We start from the raw sequence: 16,513 nt of genomic DNA on the forward strand, positions 1-16,513 counted from the left end.
GCCGCCGTGTACAGCGCGATCGCCCGCAACAAGCGCAACACGGTCCTGATCCTCGTCCTGTTCCTGGTGATCATCGGCGGCCTGGGCGCCCTGGCGGCAGCGGTCTACCGCAGCACGACGATCGTCGTGGTGGTCCTCGTGATCGCCGCCGGGTACGCGTTCGTCCAGTACTTCTTCGCCGCTCGCCAGGCGGTCGCGCTCAGCGGCGGCGTGGCGGTGGAGAAGGCGGACGAGCCGAGGCTGTACCGCATCGTCGAGAACCTCTCGATCGCGACGGGCACGCCGATGCCGAAGGTGTACCTGATCGACGACCCGGCGCCGAACGCGTTCGCGACCGGCCGTGATCCCGAGCACGCCGTCGTGGCTGCGACGACGGGCCTGCTCGCGATCATGGACGACGCCGAGCTGGAGGGTGTGATGGCCCACGAGCTGGGCCACGTCCGCAACTACGACATCCGCGTCTCGATGATCGTCTTCGGTCTCGTCGTCGCGGTGGGCTTCCTCTCGGACGCCTTCCTCCGCCTGGCCTTCTTCGGGCGGGGCGGCAACGGCAACGGCGGGGGCAACCCGGCGCTCCTGATCGTCGGGCTGGTGTCGATGATCCTCGCGCCGATCGTCGCCTCGGTCGTGCAGCTCTCGATCTCCCGTCAGCGCGAGTACCTCGCCGACGCGACCGGCGCGCTGACGACCCGCCACCCCGACGCCCTCGCCCGCGCCCTGCTCAAGCTCGAGTCCGCGGGCCGGCCGATGCAGCGGCAGAACAGCTCGATGGCGCACCTCTGGATCGCCGACCCGTCGAAGCCGGGGGTGGTCGCGCGCCTCTTCGCGACCCATCCGCCGATCGCGGACCGCGTCGCCCGCCTCTCCGAGATGGGCTCGCGCTTCTAGCAGGCCGATCCGGCGGCCGCCCCGTCGCCGATCGCCGCCCGCCCGGATCTCACCCCGGGCAGCGGGGCACGCGTTACCACGCCGGACGGAACGTCATCCGGTCGGAGCCGCGAGCGGACCGCCGTCGACGGTCGTCAGGTACTCGGCGAAGACCGGCGCCGGGTCGATGCCGCTCGCGGCCGCGTCGACCAGCGCCCGCCGGACCAGGGCGAGGACGACGGTGGCCAGGACGGCCGCCCGGTGCGGGGATGTGCGGCCGAGCCCCATCCGCTCCGCGAGGAACGGCGTCAGCGCCTCCTCGCCGTCGTGCAGCGACTGCGCCCAGACGGCGCGCATCGCCGAGGTCTCGGTGAGCAGGGGGATCAGCCGGAGGGTGCGGTCGAGCTGGGGACCGGAGGCCGCCGCGGCGAAGGCGTGTCCGAGCGCCGCGTTCAGCGGCTCGGCGGCCGGGCGCTCGAGGAGGGCGCGTCCCATCGCGGCGATCGCAGCGGCGAGCACCGGGCGCACGCAGTCCTCCTTCCCGCCGAGGTACCGGTGGAAGGTCCGGAGGGAGACGCCGGCCGCGTGGGCGAGCTCGCCCGTGCCGACCCCGACGACGCTCCCGCGCTCGAGCAGACGGGCGACGCAGCGCTCCGAGAGCGCCAGCGCCAGGACGCCGCCGGGCGCGCTCACGCGATCCTCCTCAGTGCTGCGGCGAGGGCGGCCGCGAGGTCGCCGCGACCGACGACCTCGACGGCGTCGAGGCCCTGCCAGGCCGCCGCCTCGACCAGCAGTGCGGCGAGCCGCTCCGGCGTGTCGGCAGGGGCCCCCGGCTCGAGCCAGGCGGCCTGCACGAGGAGGACCCGGCGCTTGCGCTCGCTCTTGAGGTCGACCCGGGCAGCGATCACGTCGTCGAGGAGCACGGGGAGGACGTAGTAGCCGTGGACCCGCTGCTCGGCCGGGGTGTAGATCTCGATCCGGTAGCGGAAGCCGAAGAACAGCTCGGCCCTCGGCCGGTGCCAGACCACGGGGTCGAACGGCGAGAGGAGCGCGTCCGCCCGGAGCGTGCGGGGGCGTCGGGCGTCGACGTGCCGCCAGAGCGGCACGGATCGCCCGCCCCGCTCCCAGCCGCGCACCTCGACGCGCTCGAGCTCGCCCGCCTCGACCAGCTCGTCGATCGCGACGCGCGTGGGGGACTGGAGCAGCCGGTGGTAGTCGGCCAGGTCGCCGAGGGTGCCGATCCCGTGGGCCCGGGCCGCCCGGCGCACGAGCTCGCGGACGGCGTCGGGGAGGGGCACGTCGGCATCGAGCACCGCGCTCGGGAGGAGCCGCTCGGCGAGACCGTAGGAGCGCTCGAAGCGCGTGCGCCCCGCCGTCACCACCTCGCCCCAGCGGAACAGGACCTCGAGGCCGCGCTTGATGTCGGACCAGCCCCACCAGGGGCCCGTGCGGACGTTGGCCTCGTGCTCGATCTCGGAGGCGCGGAGGGGACCGTCGGCGAGCGCGGCGCGGAGCCAGTCGAGGGTGGCGCGGTTCTCGTGGGCCCAGCCCTCGTGCTCGGGCAGGCGGACCCGGCGGTAGTGCTCCATCCGCCAGCGGTAGAGCGGGAGATCCTCGCGGCGGACGAGGGCGGCCTCGTGTGCCCAGTACTCGACGTAGGGGCCGTCGGGGGAGAAGGCCGCGGCGTCGAGGAGGGAGCGCTCGTAGGGGCCGAGCCGCGCGAGCAGCGGCAGGTAGTGGCTCCGCTCGAAGACGTTCACCGAGTCGAGCTGGAGCGGGCGGATCCGGTCCACGGCGGCGCGCACCCGGCGCGCGTCGACCCGGGACGGACGGGGGCCGAACCCCTGCGCCGCCAGGGCGATGCGGCGCGCCAGCGCGGGGGAGAGCTGCTCGGTCATGGTCCGCCCACGCTAGCGAACGCCCCCGACATCGCCGTCCCCGATTCGCCCCCGGCGTTCGCCCGGCATTCACCGCCGCGCTCCCTCGCCGACTCGCGGCGCTCCTACCGTGCCCGAGGCCGTCCCACCGGGGCGGCCCACCCGACTCCTGGAGGACCCTTGACCATTCAGCGCCTGTCGCGCACCGCCGCGGTCGCCGCCGCCGGCACCGCCCTCGTCTTCACACTCTCGGCCTGCTCCGGCGGCGCCACCGCCTCGTCCGACGGCGGCGGCGCGGACGCGGCGTCCGCCACGTCCGCCGCGGACCTCGGCGGGCTGGACGCCCTGGTCGAGGCCGCGAAGGCCGAGGGCGAGCTCAACGTCATCGCCCTGCCCGACACCTGGGCGAACTACGGCGAGCTGATCAGCGGCTTCGAGGACGAGTACGGCATCACCGTGAACTCCGCCGACCCCGACGTCTCCTCCGCGGAGGAGATCAGCACGGCGGAGAACCTCGCCGGGCAGGACACCGCTCCCGACGTGTTCGACCTCGGGCCGGCCGTCGCTCTGGCGAACACGGACATGTTCGCGCCGTACAAGGTCGAGTCCTGGGACGACATCCCCGAGGGGAACAAGGAGGAGTCGGGCCTCCGGGTGAACGACTACACCGGCCTGATGTCGATCGGGTTCGACGCGGCCGCGGTGCCTGCGCCCACGTCGCTCGAGGACCTCCTCGGCGCCGACTACCGCGGCTCGGTCGCGATCAACGGCGACCCGACCCAGGCGGGAGCCGCCGCGGCCGCAGTGCAGCTCGCGGCTCTCCAGTCCGGCGGCTCCGCCGACGACGTCCAGGCGGGGATCGACTTCTTCGAGAAGCTGAACGACGCCGGCAACTTCCTGCCGCTGGACCCGACCGACGCCACCATCGCCTCGGGCGAGACCCCTGTCGTCTTCGACTGGAGCTACAACAACCTCGCCGCCGGGAAGGCGAACGAGGGCACCCGCGAGTGGACGACGACCGTCCTCCCGGGCTCCGCCGTCGGCAGCTACTACAACCAGGCGGTCAACGCCGACGCTCCGCACCCGGCGGCCGCGCGGCTCTGGCAGGAGTACCTCTACTCCGACGCCGCGCAGAACCTCTACCTCGCCGCCGGCGCCTACCCGGTGCGCCTGGCCGCGATGACCGAGGCCGGCACGGTCGACCAGGACGCGCTCGACGCCGTCGGCGCCGCTCCCTCCGACCTCGTCCAGTTCACGGAGGAGCAGACCGAGGCGGCCTCGTCGCTCCTCGCCGAGAAGTGGGCCGCGGCGATCCAGTGACCACCGCTCCCGCCGAGGCCGTCTCCGGGGCGTCCGCGCCCCGGGGACGGCGCGGCACCCCGGCCGTGCTGGGCGTCGCCCCCTTCGCGCTCTACGTCCTGCTGTTCCTGGCCGTCCCCACGGTCCTCGCAGTGGCGACCGGATTCACGGACGGAGACGGCCGCTTCACCACGGCGAACGTGCTCGCGCTCGGGGATCCCGTCGTGCTGTCCGCCTTCGGCGCGTCGCTCGGGCTCTCGGCCGTGACCGCCGTGGTCGGCGCGGTGCTGGGCGCGGTCGTGTGCCTGGCCCTGCTCGGCTCCGATGCGCGCGGGGCGCTCCGGACCGTCGTCGATGCGGCGGCGAGCGTCCTCGCGCAGTTCGGCGGTGTGATGCTCGCGTTCGCCTTCATCGCGACGATCGGCGTGCAGGGGCTGGTGACCACCCTCCTCGCGGGAGCGGGCGTCGACCTCTACGCCGACGGCGTGTGGCTCTACCAGCTGCCCGGGCTCGTCCTGCCCTACCTCTACTTCCAGGTGCCCCTGATGGTGCTCACGTTCCTGCCCGCGCTCGAGGGCCTGCGCCCGGAGTGGGCCGAGGCGAACGCGGTGCTCGGCGGGGGCCGGCTCGGCTACTGGCTGCACGTGGCACTCCCGGTGCTGGCGCCGTCGTTCCTCGGCTGCGTGCTGCTGCTGTTCGCGAACGCGTTCTCCTCCTTCGCCACCGCGGCGGCGCTGATCAGCCAGGGCGCGCAGATCGTCCCCCTGCAGATCCGCGCCGCGCTGGTCAGCGAGACGGTGCTGGGCCGTGAGAACCTCGCGGGCGCCCTCGCGCTCGGGATGCTCGCGGTGATGGTGGTCCTGACGTCCGGGTACGCGCTGCTGCAGCGCCGGGCCCGGCGGTGGCAGCGATGAGGCCCGCGCGGCTCCTGTCCGGGGCGGTGCTCGTGATCACCGGGCTGGTGTTCGCCGTCCCGATCGTCGCGATGGCGGAGTTCACGCTCCGCGGCGCCGGCGGCCACGACCTCTCGCACTGGACGGCGATCCTCGACCCGGAGAACGAGCGCGCCTACCGCTCGCTGTTCCAGGGGATCGGAAACTCGCTGGTCCTCGCCGTCGTCACCGCCCTCATCGTCCTGGTCCTGCTGGTGCCGACGATGTTGCTCGTCGAGATCCGGCTCCCGCGCCTGCGCCAGGCTCTGGAGCTGGTCTGCCTGCTCCCGCTGACCGTGCCCGCCATCGTCCTCGTCGTCGGCCTCGCGCCGGTCTACTCCGTGGTCACCGAGCTCGCCGGCTCCGCGCCGTGGACGCTCGCTCTCGCCTACGGGGTGCTGGTCCTGCCCTACGCCTACCGCGCCGTGGCGGCGGACCTCGCCGGTCTCGACGCCGTGACGCTCTCGGAGGCGGCCCGCTCGCTCGGCGCGGGCCCGCTCGCGGTGCTCGGGAGGGTCCTCCTGCCGAACCTGCGCCGGGGCCTGGTCGCGGCCGCGCTGATCACCGTCGCAGTCGTTCTCGGCGAGTACACGATCGCCTCGCTCCTCAGCCGCACCACCCTCCAGACCGGCCTGGTGCAGGTGTCGAAGTCCGACGCCTACGTCGCCGTGATCTTCTCGCTGCTCTCGCTCCTCTTCGCCTTCGCCCTCCTGCTCGGGATCGGCCGCCTCGCGCGGATCGGCCTGCCGACGGGCCGGGCGCGCTCCTCGAAAGGCTCCTCGTGACCGCTCCCACCCTCCCCGGCGCCCGCGTGCGCTTCGTCGACGTGGAGCGGCACTACGGCTCCGCGCGAGCGCTCGACGGCGTCTCGTTCGACGTGGCCCCGGGTGAGTTCATCGCGCTGCTCGGCCCCTCCGGCTGCGGCAAGACCACAGCCCTGCGCGCCCTCAGCGGTCTCGAGCGGATCGACGCGGGGCGGATCCTCGTCGACGAGGAGGACGTCGCCCACGTCCCCGTCGCGAAGCGCGACATGGGCATGGTCTTCCAGTCGTACTCGCTCTTCCCGCACCTGCGGGCGCGCGAGAACGTCGAGTTCGGGCTGCGCACCCGGGGAGTCGGGGCGCGCGAGCGCCGGGAGGCCGCGGGGGAGGCGCTGGAGGTCGTGGGCCTCGGCGCCCTCGGCGACCGCTACGCGCACGAGCTCTCCGGCGGCCAGCAGCAGCGGGTGGCGCTCGCGCGCGCCCTCGTCACGCGGCCGCGGGTGCTGCTGCTGGACGAGCCCCTGTCGGCCCTGGACGCGAAGGTCCGCGTCCAGCTGCGCGACGAGATCAAGCGCCTGCAGTCCGAGATCGGCATCACCACGTTCTTCGTCACGCACGACCAGGAGGAGGCGCTCGCCGTCGCCGACCGCGTCGCGGTGATGAACGCCGGGCGGATCGAGCAGCTGGGTGCACCGGAGGACCTCTACGCGCGCCCGGCGACCGCCTTCACGGCCCGCTTCGTCGGCCTCTCGACGGTGGTCGCGGGGACGGTCTCGTCGGGATCGGTCCTCGCGCTCGGCGTGCGCCTGCCGCTCGTCGACGCGGCGGCGGCCGACGGGCCCGTATCGGTGTTCCTCCGCCCCGAGGACCTCGCCGTCGTGGCCGACGGCGCTCCCGACTCCCTGCCCGGAGTCGTCCTCGCCTCGAGCTTCCTGGGGCCGGTGCGGCGCTCGACCGTCCGGCTGGCGACGGGCGAGGAGGTCACCGTCCAGCACGCGTCGGGGCACCGCCTCGAGCCGGGGGAGCGGGTCGGCGTGCTGCCCGCGCGGCGCCCGGTCGCGGTCGCTCCGGCACCGGAGCAGGCGGCGGTCGGCGCCGCCGCATGAGCACTCCCCGGGGATACCGCGCGGGGTATGCGCCGGGGCCTAGTCTGGGCAGATGAGACTCGGCAGGTCCCGCCGCACCTCCGGCCCGCGCGCCGTCCAGCCCGGCGTGCCCGCCGCCCCGGCCGCCCCCTCCCGGTCCGCTCCCGTCGCCGATTCGGCCTTCGTGAGCGACGGGATGCGCATCGCCGGTGCGTGGGCCTGGCGCGTCCTCGTCGTGGTCGCGGCGCTCGCGGTGCTGGTGCTGCTCGTCATCGAGCTGCGGCTGATCGTCATCCCGCTCCTGCTCGCGATCGTGATCGCCGCCCTGCTGGTGCCGTTCTCGAGCTTCCTCCAGCGCCACCGCTGGCCCAAGTGGGCCGCCGTCGTCCTGGCGGAGCTGGGGATCGTCGTGGTGATCGGCGGGCTCCTCTTCCTCGTCGTCACCCAGGTCTACTCCGGCTTCGACGACCTCAGCCGGCAGACGGTGCAGTCCTACGACGACTTCAAGGCCTTCCTCCTCGAGTCGCCGCTCCACCTCACCGAGACCGACATCAACCAGTACGCGCAGCAGGCGCTCACGGCCCTGCAGCAGGACTCGGGGATGCTGGTCAGCGGCGCGCTCAGCGTCGGCTCGACCGTCGGCCACCTGCTGACGGGCGTGCTGCTCACCCTCTTCTCGACGCTGTTCATCCTCATCGACGGGCCGAACATCTGGAGCTGGGTCGTCCGCCTCTTCCCGCGCCGCGCCCGCGGAGCCGTCGACGGCGCCGGTCGCGCAGGGTGGGTGACGCTGACCAACTTCGTGAAGGTGCAGATCCTGGTCGCCTTCGTCGACGCGGTCGGCATCGGCCTCGGCTCCTTCCTCCTCGGCGTCCCGCTGGCCATCCCGATCGGCGTGCTCGTCTTCCTCGGCTCCTTCGTGCCGGTCATCGGCGCCGTGGTGACGGGGGCGCTGGCCGTCTTCATCGCGCTGGTCTACAACGGACCGCTGATCGCGCTCTTCCTGCTGATCGTCGTCCTCGCGGTGCAGCAGCTCGAGGGCCACATCCTCCAGCCGCTGATCATGGGGTCGGCGGTCAAGGTCCACCCGCTGGCCGTCGTGCTCGCGGTGGCCGGAGGCTCGATCATCGGCGGCATCGCCGGCGCCTTCTTCGCGGTGCCCGTCGTGGCCACGCTCAACGTCATGGTCAAGTACGTCGCGAGCGGAGCCTGGCGCTCGCCGACCCGAACCCCCGAGAGAGTTGCCGCAGAGCATGCAGACTAGCCGCGTCGTCGGACCCGCCCTCCACGAGTTCGAGGCGGCCCGCGCCGTCCTCGCCCCCGTCATCGCCGCCACCCCCATGGAGACGAGCACCTTCCTCGCGCAGGTCCTCGGCTCGCCCGTGTTCCTCAAGTGCGAGAACCTCCAGCGCACCGGCTCCTACAAGATCCGCGGAGCCGTGTTCCGGATGTCGCGGCTCACCCCGGAGGAGCGGGCCCGCGGAGTCGTGGCGGCCTCGGCCGGCAACCACGCGCAGGGCGTCGCCTACGCGGCGCGGGAGCTGGGGATCAAGGCCACGATCTTCATGCCGATCGGCGTCGCGCTGCCCAAGCTCGCGGCCACCCGCGACTACGGCGCGGACGTGGTGCTGAGCGGCCACATCTTCAACGAGGCGCTCGCGGCGGCGGCGGAGTTCGCCGAGCGCACGGGCGCGGTCTTCGTTCCTCCCTACGACCACCCCGACGTGATCACCGGCCAGGGCACGGTCGGCCTCGAGATCCTCGAGCAGGCCCCCGCCGTCGAGACCATCGTGGTGCCCATCGGCGGCGGCGGCCTCATCGCCGGGGTCGCATCGGCGGCCAAGCAGAAGGCGGCCGAGGAGGGGCGCACGCTCCGCGTCATCGGCGTGCAGGCGGCCAACGCGGCGCCGTACCCGCTCTCGCTCGCGAGCGGCGAGCCGACCGCGATCACGATCTCTCCGACGATCGCCGACGGCATCGCCGTGGCGAAGCCGGGGCAGCTGAACTTCGCGATCGTCCGCGAGATGGTGGACGAGGTCGTCACCGTCGAGGACGACGACATCGCCCGGGCTCTGCTGGTGCTGCTGGAGCGGGCGAAGCTCGTGGTGGAGCCCGCGGGCGCGGTGGGCATCGCGGCGATCCTGACGGGGAAGATCCGCGACGCCGGAGCGACCGCGGTCATCCTGTCGGGCGGCAACATCGATCCGCTGATGATGGAGCGGGTGATCAGCCGGGGCCTGGCCGCGTCGGAGCGCTACCTCAAGATGAGCATCGGGCTGCCGGATCGTCCGGGGCAGCTGTCGCGCATCGCGGAGCTCATCTCGGAGGCGAACGCGAACGTCGTCGAGGTTCTGCACACCCGGCACGGCCGGGGCCTGCAGATCAGCGAGGTCGAGATCGAGATCAGCGTCGAGACCCGCGGCCCCGAGCACGCCGACCGCGTCATCCAGGTCCTCACCGACGCCGGCTACGCCCCCCGCATCTCCCGCAACTGACCGCCTGTGGGCGCCGCGGTGTTCTCCGCAGAGCGGAGGACAAAGCCGGTACCGGCGATCTCGCGCCCTCGCCGTCGCCGCGAAGCCGGCGCCCCGCTCCCGTTCAGAGAGGGCTGATCGTGCGTCGCGGCGTTCTCCGCAAGGCGGAGGAGGAAGCGATACCGGCGGTATCGCGCCCGACGACAACGCCGCGGAGAGCGCCGCAACGTGCGATCAGTGGCCGGACCAGGTCTCGACGTTGGCGACGCGGACCTCGATCTCCCGCCCGTTGGGTGCCGTGAAGCGGGCGGTGTCGCCGACGTTCAGGCCCATGATCGCCGATCCGAGGGGGCTCTGGGGGCTGTAGACGTCGAGGTCGCTCTCGCCCGCCATCTCGCGGTTGCCGAGGAGGAAGCGGGACTCGTCGCCGGCGATCTCGGCGGTGATGATGGTGCCGGCCTCGACGACCCCGTGGCTCTCGGGGGGCGTGCCGATCTCGGCTTCGCGGAGGAGGGAGGTCAGCTGGCGGATGCGGGCCTCGATCTTGCCCTGCTCGTCCTTCGCGGCGTGGTAGCCGCCGTTCTCCTTCAGGTCGCCCTCCTCGCGGGCGACCTCGATGCGCTTGGCGATCTCCTCGCGTCCGTTGGTGGACAGCTCGGTGAGCTCCGCCTCGAGGCGGTCGTACGACTCCTGGGTCATCCAGGTCACCTGTGACTGGTCGGCCATGGTGGGCTCCTGCTCTGCGGGCCGCGCTCGCGGCGCCCGGCAGCACCGTGCGGAGGTGTCCGCGTCCGGCGGTGGGGACGGCCGGCGTCAGGCGGCGGTGGGAATGGCGAGGCCCCGACGAGTCCGTCAGGGCTTCGGGCAAGCCTACGGGAGCCAGCAGGAGGAGATCAAACCTGTGTTCGCGAGCTCGGTGGTGCGGACCGTCTCCGTGTAGGAGCGGAAGCGCTCCGTCGAGGCGGGGTACTCCACGACCAGCCAGCCGACCACGGCGGACTGCTCGTTGAGGGCCTGGACCGCGCAGGCGACCTCGCGGCCGACGGGCGCGGTGAGGTCGAAGGAGACGGTGACGGTGCGGTCGTCGACGACCTCGTGCGCGGTGTCCTGGACGTCCACCCCGCCGCGTGCTCCGTCGAGTCCGGCCCAGACGACCCAGGCGGCGAAGACGGCGACGAAGGCGAGCGCGACGCCGCCGAAGACCCAGCGGTTGCCGCGGCGGGTGCGCGGCGTGCGGCCGTAGCGGGTGGCGAGGGGTCCGGCGGCGCGGACCGCGTCCGGATCATGCGCGGGCGCGGCGGCTCCCTCGACGCTCTCGGACGTGCGGGCGGCCACGGAACTCCCTGGGTGATGCGTCTACTCTGGACGGGTGGCGCGCGTCCTTCGCGGACAGGAGCGCCGATCCCATTAAACCCCGAGGAATCGAGCGATCGTGTCCCAGGCCGTCGAGGTCTCCGTCGATTCGGAGGTGCGGGACACTCCGCGCCTCCTCGCCGTGCACGCCCATCCGGACGACGAGTCGAGCAAGGGCGCGGCGACACTGGCCGCCTACGCCTCGCGGGGCGCCGAGGTCATGGTGGTCTCCTGCACCGGAGGCGAGGCCGGCTCCGTGCTGAACGAGGGCCTCGAGGCCCGCGCGCACGCCGAGCGCGACATCGGCGGCCTCCGCCGCTACGAGATGGCGGCCGCTCGCGAGGCGCTCGGCGTCGAGCACGCCTGGCTCGGCTTCGTCGACTCCGGCATGCCCGAGGACGGGAAGGTCGACGCCGCCTCGTTCGCGGGTCTGCCGCTCGCCACGGCCGCCGCTCCGCTCGTGCGCCTGGTCCGCCGGTTCCGGCCGCACGTGATCATCAGCTACGACGAGAACGGCGGCTACCCGCACCCCGACCATATCCGCGCCCACCAGGTCGCCGTCGAGGCGTACCGCGCGGCGGGCCTCGCCGAGGAGTACCGGGGCACGGGCGCTCCGTGGTCGATCTCGAAGCTGTACTACGACCGCGTCTTCAGCGGCCAGAAGCTGCGGGCGATCGCCGAGCACCTGCGCTCGATCGACCCGGAGGACCCGCGCCTGTCGGTCTTCGAGGAGATGAAGCGCTGGAACGAGGACACCCCGTACCTCGCGACCACGCGGGTCGTGATCTCCGGCTTCCACGATCGGCGCGATGCGGCCCTGCTGGCCCACGCCAGCCAGGTCGCTCCGGACAACGCCTTCTTCTTCCTCCCGCACGAGGCGATCGACGCCGCCTGGCCGACCGACGACTTCCAGCTCGTCGAGAGCCGGGTCGACGCGCCGACGCCCGAGACGGATCTCTTCGCCGGTCTCGACCTGGCCGAGCTCGCCCCGGGCCCGACCGCGGTCGTCCCGCCGATCGCTCCCGACCCCGAGCCCTCGGGGGACGCCCCGGTGTCCCCGGAGCCCGACGGCTCCGGCGTCGTCGTCGCCGACGAGGTGCGCGCGTGATCGCCGGGCTGCTCGAGGGCGCCCAGCGCGCCGTCGTCCTCGCCTCCACGACGGTGCCGACCCCGGGTCCCGAGTTCAACGAGGACACGGTCACGCCGGGCCTCTTCGGCTTCATCACGATGCTCGTGATCGCTCTGGCCGCCGTCCTCCTCGCGCTCGACATGGTCCGGCGCGTGCGGCGCACCACCTACACCGCCCAGGTGAAGGAGCGGCTCGACGCCGAGGAGGCGGAGCGCAGCGAGGGCTGAGCCCGGCCCGCACCGGTGGGCCCGGGCCCCGCTAGGCGTTGTAGGCGGGGTGGAGTGAGACGATCAGCGCCGCCGTCCAGTGGCAGAGGAACGCCACGGCAGTGAGCGCGTGGAAGATCTCGTGGAAGCCGAAGACGCCCGGGACCGGGTTGGGCTTCTTGATCCCGTAGATGACGGCGCCCGCGGAGTAGCAGAGACCGCCGACGAGGACGAGCACCATCATCGTCGCGCTGGCCTCGAAGAGCGGACCGAGGTACATGACGGCCGCCCAGCCCAGCAGCAGGTAGAGCGGCACGTAGAGCCAGCGCGGCGCCCCGATCCAGAAGACGCGGAAGCCGATCCCGAGCAGCGCCCCCGCCCAGACCAGGACCAGCAGGAGCGTGCCCTGCGCGGGCGGCAGGGCGAGTACGGCCAGCGGCGTGTAGGTGCCGGCGATCAGCAGGAAGATGTTGGCGTGGTCGATCCGCTTGAGGATCATCTTCGTCCGCGGCTTCCAGTCGAAGCGGTGGTACAGAGCGGAGTTGCCGAAGAGCAGGAGCGACGTGGTCGCGAACACCGCGGCCGCCCACTTCGCCGCGGTCCCCTCCGCGACCACGATCAGCACCACTCCGGCGACGATCGCGAGCGGGAAGAGGCCGGCGTGGATCCAGCCGCGCCAGGTGGGCCGGACCTCCGCCGAGGAGTCGTGCTCGATCGCGTCCTCGACGAGGGGGAGGGCGGGCAGGTCCGGGCCGTCCGCTCCGACGGCGTCTCCGCCGCGGGCGGTGCGGGCGCGGGGATCGGACGGGGGAGGCGTCGGCCGCTGTCTCATGCCGGACAGACTACGACGCCGTCCCGGGCCGACGCCGAGCGCCGCCGGGCTTCGAGGAGCGCCCCGGGTCGACTACCGTGTCACTGTGCCGAAGCCGAGACTGCCTGTGGGAAGGGACCTCCTCTACGGCGTCTACAAGAAGCGCCTCCGCTCGAGCCTTCCCCCCGACTCCCTGCCGAACCACGTCGCGATGATCATCGACGGCAACCGGCGCTGGGCGCGGCAGCGGGCCCTCGAGACCGCCGCGCACGGCCACCGGGCCGGCGCCGCCAAGGTGCACGAGTTCCTGCAGTGGTGCGACGAGCTCGGCGTGCGCCACGTCACCCTCTACCTGCTCTCGCAGGACAACCTCGTCGGCCGCGACAGCAGCGAGCTGACCGAGCTGATCGCGATCATCGCCGACCTCGCCGAGGAGGTCTCGCAGCAGCCCGACTGGCGGGTGCAGCACGTCGGCTCCGACGAGGGCCTCCCGCCCTCGCTCGTGGCCGCGCTCGACACGGCGGAGGCGCGCACCGCCTCCCACACGGGCCTGCACGTCAACCTCGCGGTCGGCTACGGCGGGCGGCACGAGATCGCCCAGGCCGTGCGGAGCATCCTGGAGGAGCACGGCAAGCGCGGCTCCTCCATCGAGGACGTCGCGGGCCTGCTGACCCCGGAGCTCATCGGCGAGCACCTGTACACCAGCGGGCAGCCCGACCCCGATCTGGTCATCCGCACCTCGGGGGAGCAGCGCCTCTCCGACTTCATGCTCTGGCAGAGCGCGCACAGCGAGTTCTACTTCATGGAGGCGCTCGGCCCCGACATCCGCGAGGTCGACTTCCTCCGCGCGCTCCGCGACTACGCCGGACGGCACCGCCGCTTCGGCAGCTGACCTCGCGGCTCCTGCCGCACCACCGACCGGAAGGGCCGGCATGAGCTCGAACGAGGCCACCTCCACCACGACCGAGGACTACCTCCCCGGCTTCGGCGAGGAGACCGGGTACCTCGACTTCGGCCGGGTGGGCCCGCTCTCGGCGACCGTCGCCGCCGAGCAGGAGGCGGCCGTCGAGCTGCTGGTGCGCGCGCGCAGCGGCACCCTCGACGAGCTGTTCCGGCAGGACGAGCGCGTCCGGGAGGCGGCGGCGGCGCTCGTGCGCGTCCCCGCCGACAGCGTCGTCTTCCAGCCCAACACCTCGACCGGCCTCCTGCACGCGCTGTTCGGCGCCTCGGGCGCGGTGCTGCTGTCGGCCGCGGAGTTCCCGAGCCTGCCGTTCGCGGCGGTGCGCTCGGCGCAGGCTCTCGGCTCGGTGGAGCCCCGCTGGCTGCGGACCGAGCAGGGACGGGTGACGCCGGAGGCGGTCCGCGAGCAGCTCACGGGCGACGTGACGACCGTCGCGGTGAGCCTGGTCGACTCCCGCACGGGCTACCTCGCGGACGTCGCGGCGATCCGGGACGTGATCGGCGACCGGATGCTCGTCCTCGACGCGATCCAGGGCTTCGGCGTCGTCGACGCGCCCTACGAGCTGGCGGACGTGGTCGTCACCGGCGGCCAGAAGTGGCTCCGCGCCGGCTGGGGGACGGGCTTCCTCGCGCTCAGCGAGCGGGCGCTGTCGCGGCTGACCCCGGTGCTCTCCGGCTGGACGGGATCGGAGCAGGCGGAGCCGTGGGACGAGGTGGCTCCGCCGCGCGGCGACGCCCGCGCCTTCAGCATCAGCAACCCGGACCCGATCGCCCAGGCCCGGCTCGCGTCGGCGCTGGAGGAGGTCGCCGCGGTCGGGCAGTCGACGATCGCCGCGCTCGTGGCGGAGCGGGTCAGCGCGATCGTCGACCTCGCGGACGAGTTCGGGCTGGCGGTCGTGGGCTCCCGCGGCGAGCACGAGCGCGCCGGCATCGTGGTCGTCGAGCCGGAGCCGGAGGAGCTGGCCCCGCTGGCAGCCTCCCTCGCCGCGCACGGCGTCACCGCGCGCGTGCGTCCGAGCACCGTCCGCTTCAGCGCGCACGCCGGCACCACCGACGCGACCCTCGCGCTGCTCCGCGCCGCCCTGATCTCGTCGGCCACGAGCATCGACTACTAGGCCGGATTCCGCGCGTTCACACACTGGTTACACATTCGTAGCGGTGAGAAGCACACGGATGTCATTCGCCGGGTTAGGTTCGAGTCATCAGGTACAGCGCCTGGTCGAGACGGCCACAGAAGTACGGCTCGACATCGCGCAGACGCCGAAGGGACACTGCGCGGTGCACGACACGCACCGATGAGACCGGCTCGAGGACATGAGCCGGGGGCTCCGGCCCCCGGAGTGTGGAGAGTCGTCGTGACAGTTCCCCAGGGCATGGATCCGCAGACCGGGACGCAGGGCGGCGTCCACCGCCGTGTCCAGCACGGCTCCTCGGATCCGGCCGATCAGCTCCTCCGCACCTACGTCCTGGACACCTCGGTGCTGCTGTCGGATCCCTCCTCGATGTTCCGGTTCGCGGAGCACGCCGTCGTGCTGCCGATCGTCGTCATCAGCGAGCTCGAGGGCAAGCGCAACGATCCCGAGATCGGCTACTTCGCCCGGCAGGCTCTGCGCCGCCTCGACGAGCTGCGCGTGCAGCACGAGCGCCTCGACTTCCCCATCGCCGTCGGCCGCGGCGGCACGCTCCGCGTCGAGCTCAACCACTCGAACATGTCGGTGCTGCCGAGCGGGCTCCAGATGGGCGACAACGACGCGAGGATCCTCGCCGTCGCGCTCAACCTGCAGAGCGAGGGCGCCGCGGTGACCGTCGTGTCCAAGGACATGCCGATGCGCGTGAAGGCCGCCTCCATCGGCCTCGCCGCCGAGGAGTACCTGGCCGAGCAGGCCCCCGAGTCCGGTTGGACCGGCATGGACGACGTGACGCTCGGCGGCGACGCGATGAGCGAGCTCTACGACCGCGAGCGGCTCTTCACGGACGTCGTGGCCGACATCCCGGTCAACACCGGACTCGTCGTCCATTCCGACCGCGGCTCCGCTCTCGCGAGGGTCACTGGCAAGCGGCAGATCACGCTGGTCCGCGGCGACAAGGACGTGTTCGGCCTGCACGGGCGGTCGGCGGAGCAGCGGCTCGCGATCGACCTGCTGCTCGACCCGGAGGTCGGCATCGTCTCGCTCGGCGGCCGGGCCGGCACCGGCAAGTCGGCGCTGGCGCTCTGCGCGGGCCTGGAGGCGGTGCTGGAGAAGCGCCAGCACAAGAAGATCATGGTCTTCCGGCCGCTCTACGCGGTGGGCGGCCAGGACCTCGGCTTCCTGCCCGGCGACGCGGCTGAGAAGATGAACCCCTGGGCGCAGGCGGTCTTCGACACGCTCGGGGCGCTGGTGTCGCAGAACGTGCTCGACGAGGTGATCGAGCGCGGGATGCTCGAGGTGCTGCCGCTCACGCACATCCGCGGGCGCTCGCTGCACGACGCGTTCGTGATCGTCGACGAGGCGCAGTCGCTGGAGCGGAACGTCCTGCTCACGGTGCTCTCGCGCGTCGGGCAGAACTCCCGGGTGGTGCTGACCCACGACGTGGCGCAGCGCGACAACCTCCGGGTCGGCCGGCACGACGGGGTCGCCTCCGTGATCGAGACGCTGAAGGGCCACCCGCTGTTCGCGCACGTCACGCTGACCCGCTCCGAGCGCTCGGCGATCGCCGCTCTGGTCACCGAGATGCTGGAATCGAACGAGCTCGCCTGACGGGCTCGCCGTGCGTCCGGC

General features: G+C 72.9%; 17 protein-coding genes. 12 read left to right on the plus strand and 5 right to left on the minus strand.

Annotation, left to right across the window (positions count from 1 at the left end; all coding sequences use genetic code 11):
- Positions 1-6 precede the first annotated feature (6 nt).
- Complete coding sequence (locus C5B98_RS01125) at positions 7-888, plus strand: M48 family metalloprotease (protein ID WP_104327147.1); 882 nt, start codon at positions 7-9, stop codon at positions 886-888.
- A gap of 93 nt (positions 889-981) precedes the next feature.
- Here C5B98_RS01125 and C5B98_RS01130 read toward each other — a convergent pair whose 3' ends face one another.
- Positions 982-1,560 (minus strand): TetR/AcrR family transcriptional regulator, encoded by a 579-nt coding sequence (locus C5B98_RS01130; RefSeq protein ID WP_104224435.1) that lies wholly within the window; start codon positions 1,558-1,560, stop codon positions 982-984.
- Entirely contained in the window at positions 1,557-2,765 is a 1,209-nt protein-coding gene (locus C5B98_RS01135; RefSeq protein WP_104225513.1) for a winged helix-turn-helix domain-containing protein, read from the minus strand. Before C5B98_RS01135 ends, C5B98_RS01130 begins: the two co-directional genes overlap by 4 nt.
- A 159-nt stretch (positions 2,766-2,924) precedes the next feature.
- Between C5B98_RS01135 and C5B98_RS01140 the strand changes: the two genes are divergently transcribed.
- Genes C5B98_RS01140 through ilvA form a run of 6 tightly spaced genes read left to right on the plus strand, consistent with a single transcriptional unit; the run spans position 2,925 to position 9,316 of the window.
- Entirely contained in the window at positions 2,925-4,064 is a 1,140-nt protein-coding gene (locus tag C5B98_RS01140; RefSeq protein WP_104327148.1) for an ABC transporter substrate-binding protein, read from the plus strand.
- Entirely contained in the window at positions 4,061-4,957 is an 897-nt protein-coding gene (locus C5B98_RS01145; protein WP_104327176.1) for an ABC transporter permease subunit, read from the plus strand. The genes C5B98_RS01140 and C5B98_RS01145 overlap by 4 nt, the downstream gene beginning before the upstream one ends.
- Positions 4,954-5,760: an ABC transporter permease gene (locus tag C5B98_RS01150; protein ID WP_104327149.1), complete on the plus strand. Its 807-nt coding sequence runs from the start codon at positions 4,954-4,956 to the stop codon at positions 5,758-5,760. Before C5B98_RS01145 ends, C5B98_RS01150 begins: the two co-directional genes overlap by 4 nt.
- A complete protein-coding gene (locus C5B98_RS01155) occupies positions 5,757-6,842 on the plus strand; it encodes an ABC transporter ATP-binding protein (protein WP_104327150.1) in 1,086 nt (361 codons plus the stop codon). Before C5B98_RS01150 ends, C5B98_RS01155 begins: the two co-directional genes overlap by 4 nt.
- A gap of 52 nt (positions 6,843-6,894) precedes the next feature.
- Complete coding sequence (locus C5B98_RS01160; RefSeq protein ID WP_104327151.1) at positions 6,895-8,085, plus strand: AI-2E family transporter; 1,191 nt, start codon at positions 6,895-6,897, stop codon at positions 8,083-8,085.
- On the plus strand, positions 8,075-9,316 hold the full coding sequence (ilvA, locus tag C5B98_RS01165) for a threonine ammonia-lyase (RefSeq protein WP_104224429.1): 1,242 nt from the start codon (positions 8,075-8,077) through the stop codon (positions 9,314-9,316). The genes C5B98_RS01160 and ilvA overlap by 11 nt, the downstream gene beginning before the upstream one ends.
- Before the next feature lie 213 nt (positions 9,317-9,529).
- Here ilvA and greA read toward each other — a convergent pair whose 3' ends face one another.
- Both greA and C5B98_RS01175 read right to left on the minus strand, forming a co-directional pair.
- A complete protein-coding gene (gene greA / locus C5B98_RS01170; RefSeq protein WP_104225519.1) occupies positions 9,530-10,021 on the minus strand; it encodes a transcription elongation factor GreA in 492 nt (163 codons plus the stop codon).
- A 144-nt stretch (positions 10,022-10,165) separates the two neighbouring features.
- Positions 10,166-10,630: a DUF4307 domain-containing protein gene (locus tag C5B98_RS01175; protein ID WP_104327152.1), complete on the minus strand. Its 465-nt coding sequence runs from the start codon at positions 10,628-10,630 to the stop codon at positions 10,166-10,168.
- A 97-nt stretch (positions 10,631-10,727) separates the two neighbouring features.
- On the opposite strand from C5B98_RS01175, the gene mca reads away from it, so the two are divergent.
- Both mca and C5B98_RS01185 read left to right on the plus strand, forming a co-directional pair.
- Entirely contained in the window at positions 10,728-11,756 is a 1,029-nt protein-coding gene (mca, locus tag C5B98_RS01180; RefSeq protein ID WP_244229458.1) for a mycothiol conjugate amidase Mca, read from the plus strand.
- Positions 11,753-12,004: a hypothetical protein gene (locus C5B98_RS01185; protein WP_244230611.1), complete on the plus strand. Its 252-nt coding sequence runs from the start codon at positions 11,753-11,755 to the stop codon at positions 12,002-12,004. The genes mca and C5B98_RS01185 overlap by 4 nt, the downstream gene beginning before the upstream one ends.
- Positions 12,005-12,035: 31 nt before the next feature.
- Here C5B98_RS01185 and C5B98_RS01190 read toward each other — a convergent pair whose 3' ends face one another.
- Positions 12,036-12,815 (minus strand): hemolysin III family protein, encoded by a 780-nt coding sequence (locus C5B98_RS01190; RefSeq protein WP_104327153.1) that lies wholly within the window; start codon positions 12,813-12,815, stop codon positions 12,036-12,038.
- A 106-nt stretch (positions 12,816-12,921) separates the two neighbouring features.
- Between C5B98_RS01190 and C5B98_RS01195 the strand changes: the two genes are divergently transcribed.
- The 3 genes from C5B98_RS01195 to C5B98_RS01205 all read left to right on the plus strand — a co-directional run bounded on the left by C5B98_RS01195 (position 12,922) and on the right by C5B98_RS01205 (position 16,492).
- Complete coding sequence (locus C5B98_RS01195; RefSeq protein WP_279630826.1) at positions 12,922-13,686, plus strand: isoprenyl transferase; 765 nt, start codon at positions 12,922-12,924, stop codon at positions 13,684-13,686.
- A gap of 40 nt (positions 13,687-13,726) precedes the next feature.
- On the plus strand, positions 13,727-14,869 hold the full coding sequence (locus C5B98_RS01200) for an aminotransferase class V-fold PLP-dependent enzyme (protein WP_104327154.1): 1,143 nt from the start codon (positions 13,727-13,729) through the stop codon (positions 14,867-14,869).
- A gap of 258 nt (positions 14,870-15,127) precedes the next feature.
- Positions 15,128-16,492 (plus strand): PhoH family protein, encoded by a 1,365-nt coding sequence (locus tag C5B98_RS01205; protein ID WP_104224423.1) that lies wholly within the window; start codon positions 15,128-15,130, stop codon positions 16,490-16,492.
- The last annotated feature ends 21 nt before the right edge of the window (positions 16,493-16,513 follow it).

The organism is Rathayibacter sp. AY1A5, assembly GCF_002930875.1.
Taxonomy (GTDB): domain Bacteria; phylum Actinomycetota; class Actinomycetes; order Actinomycetales; family Microbacteriaceae; genus Rathayibacter.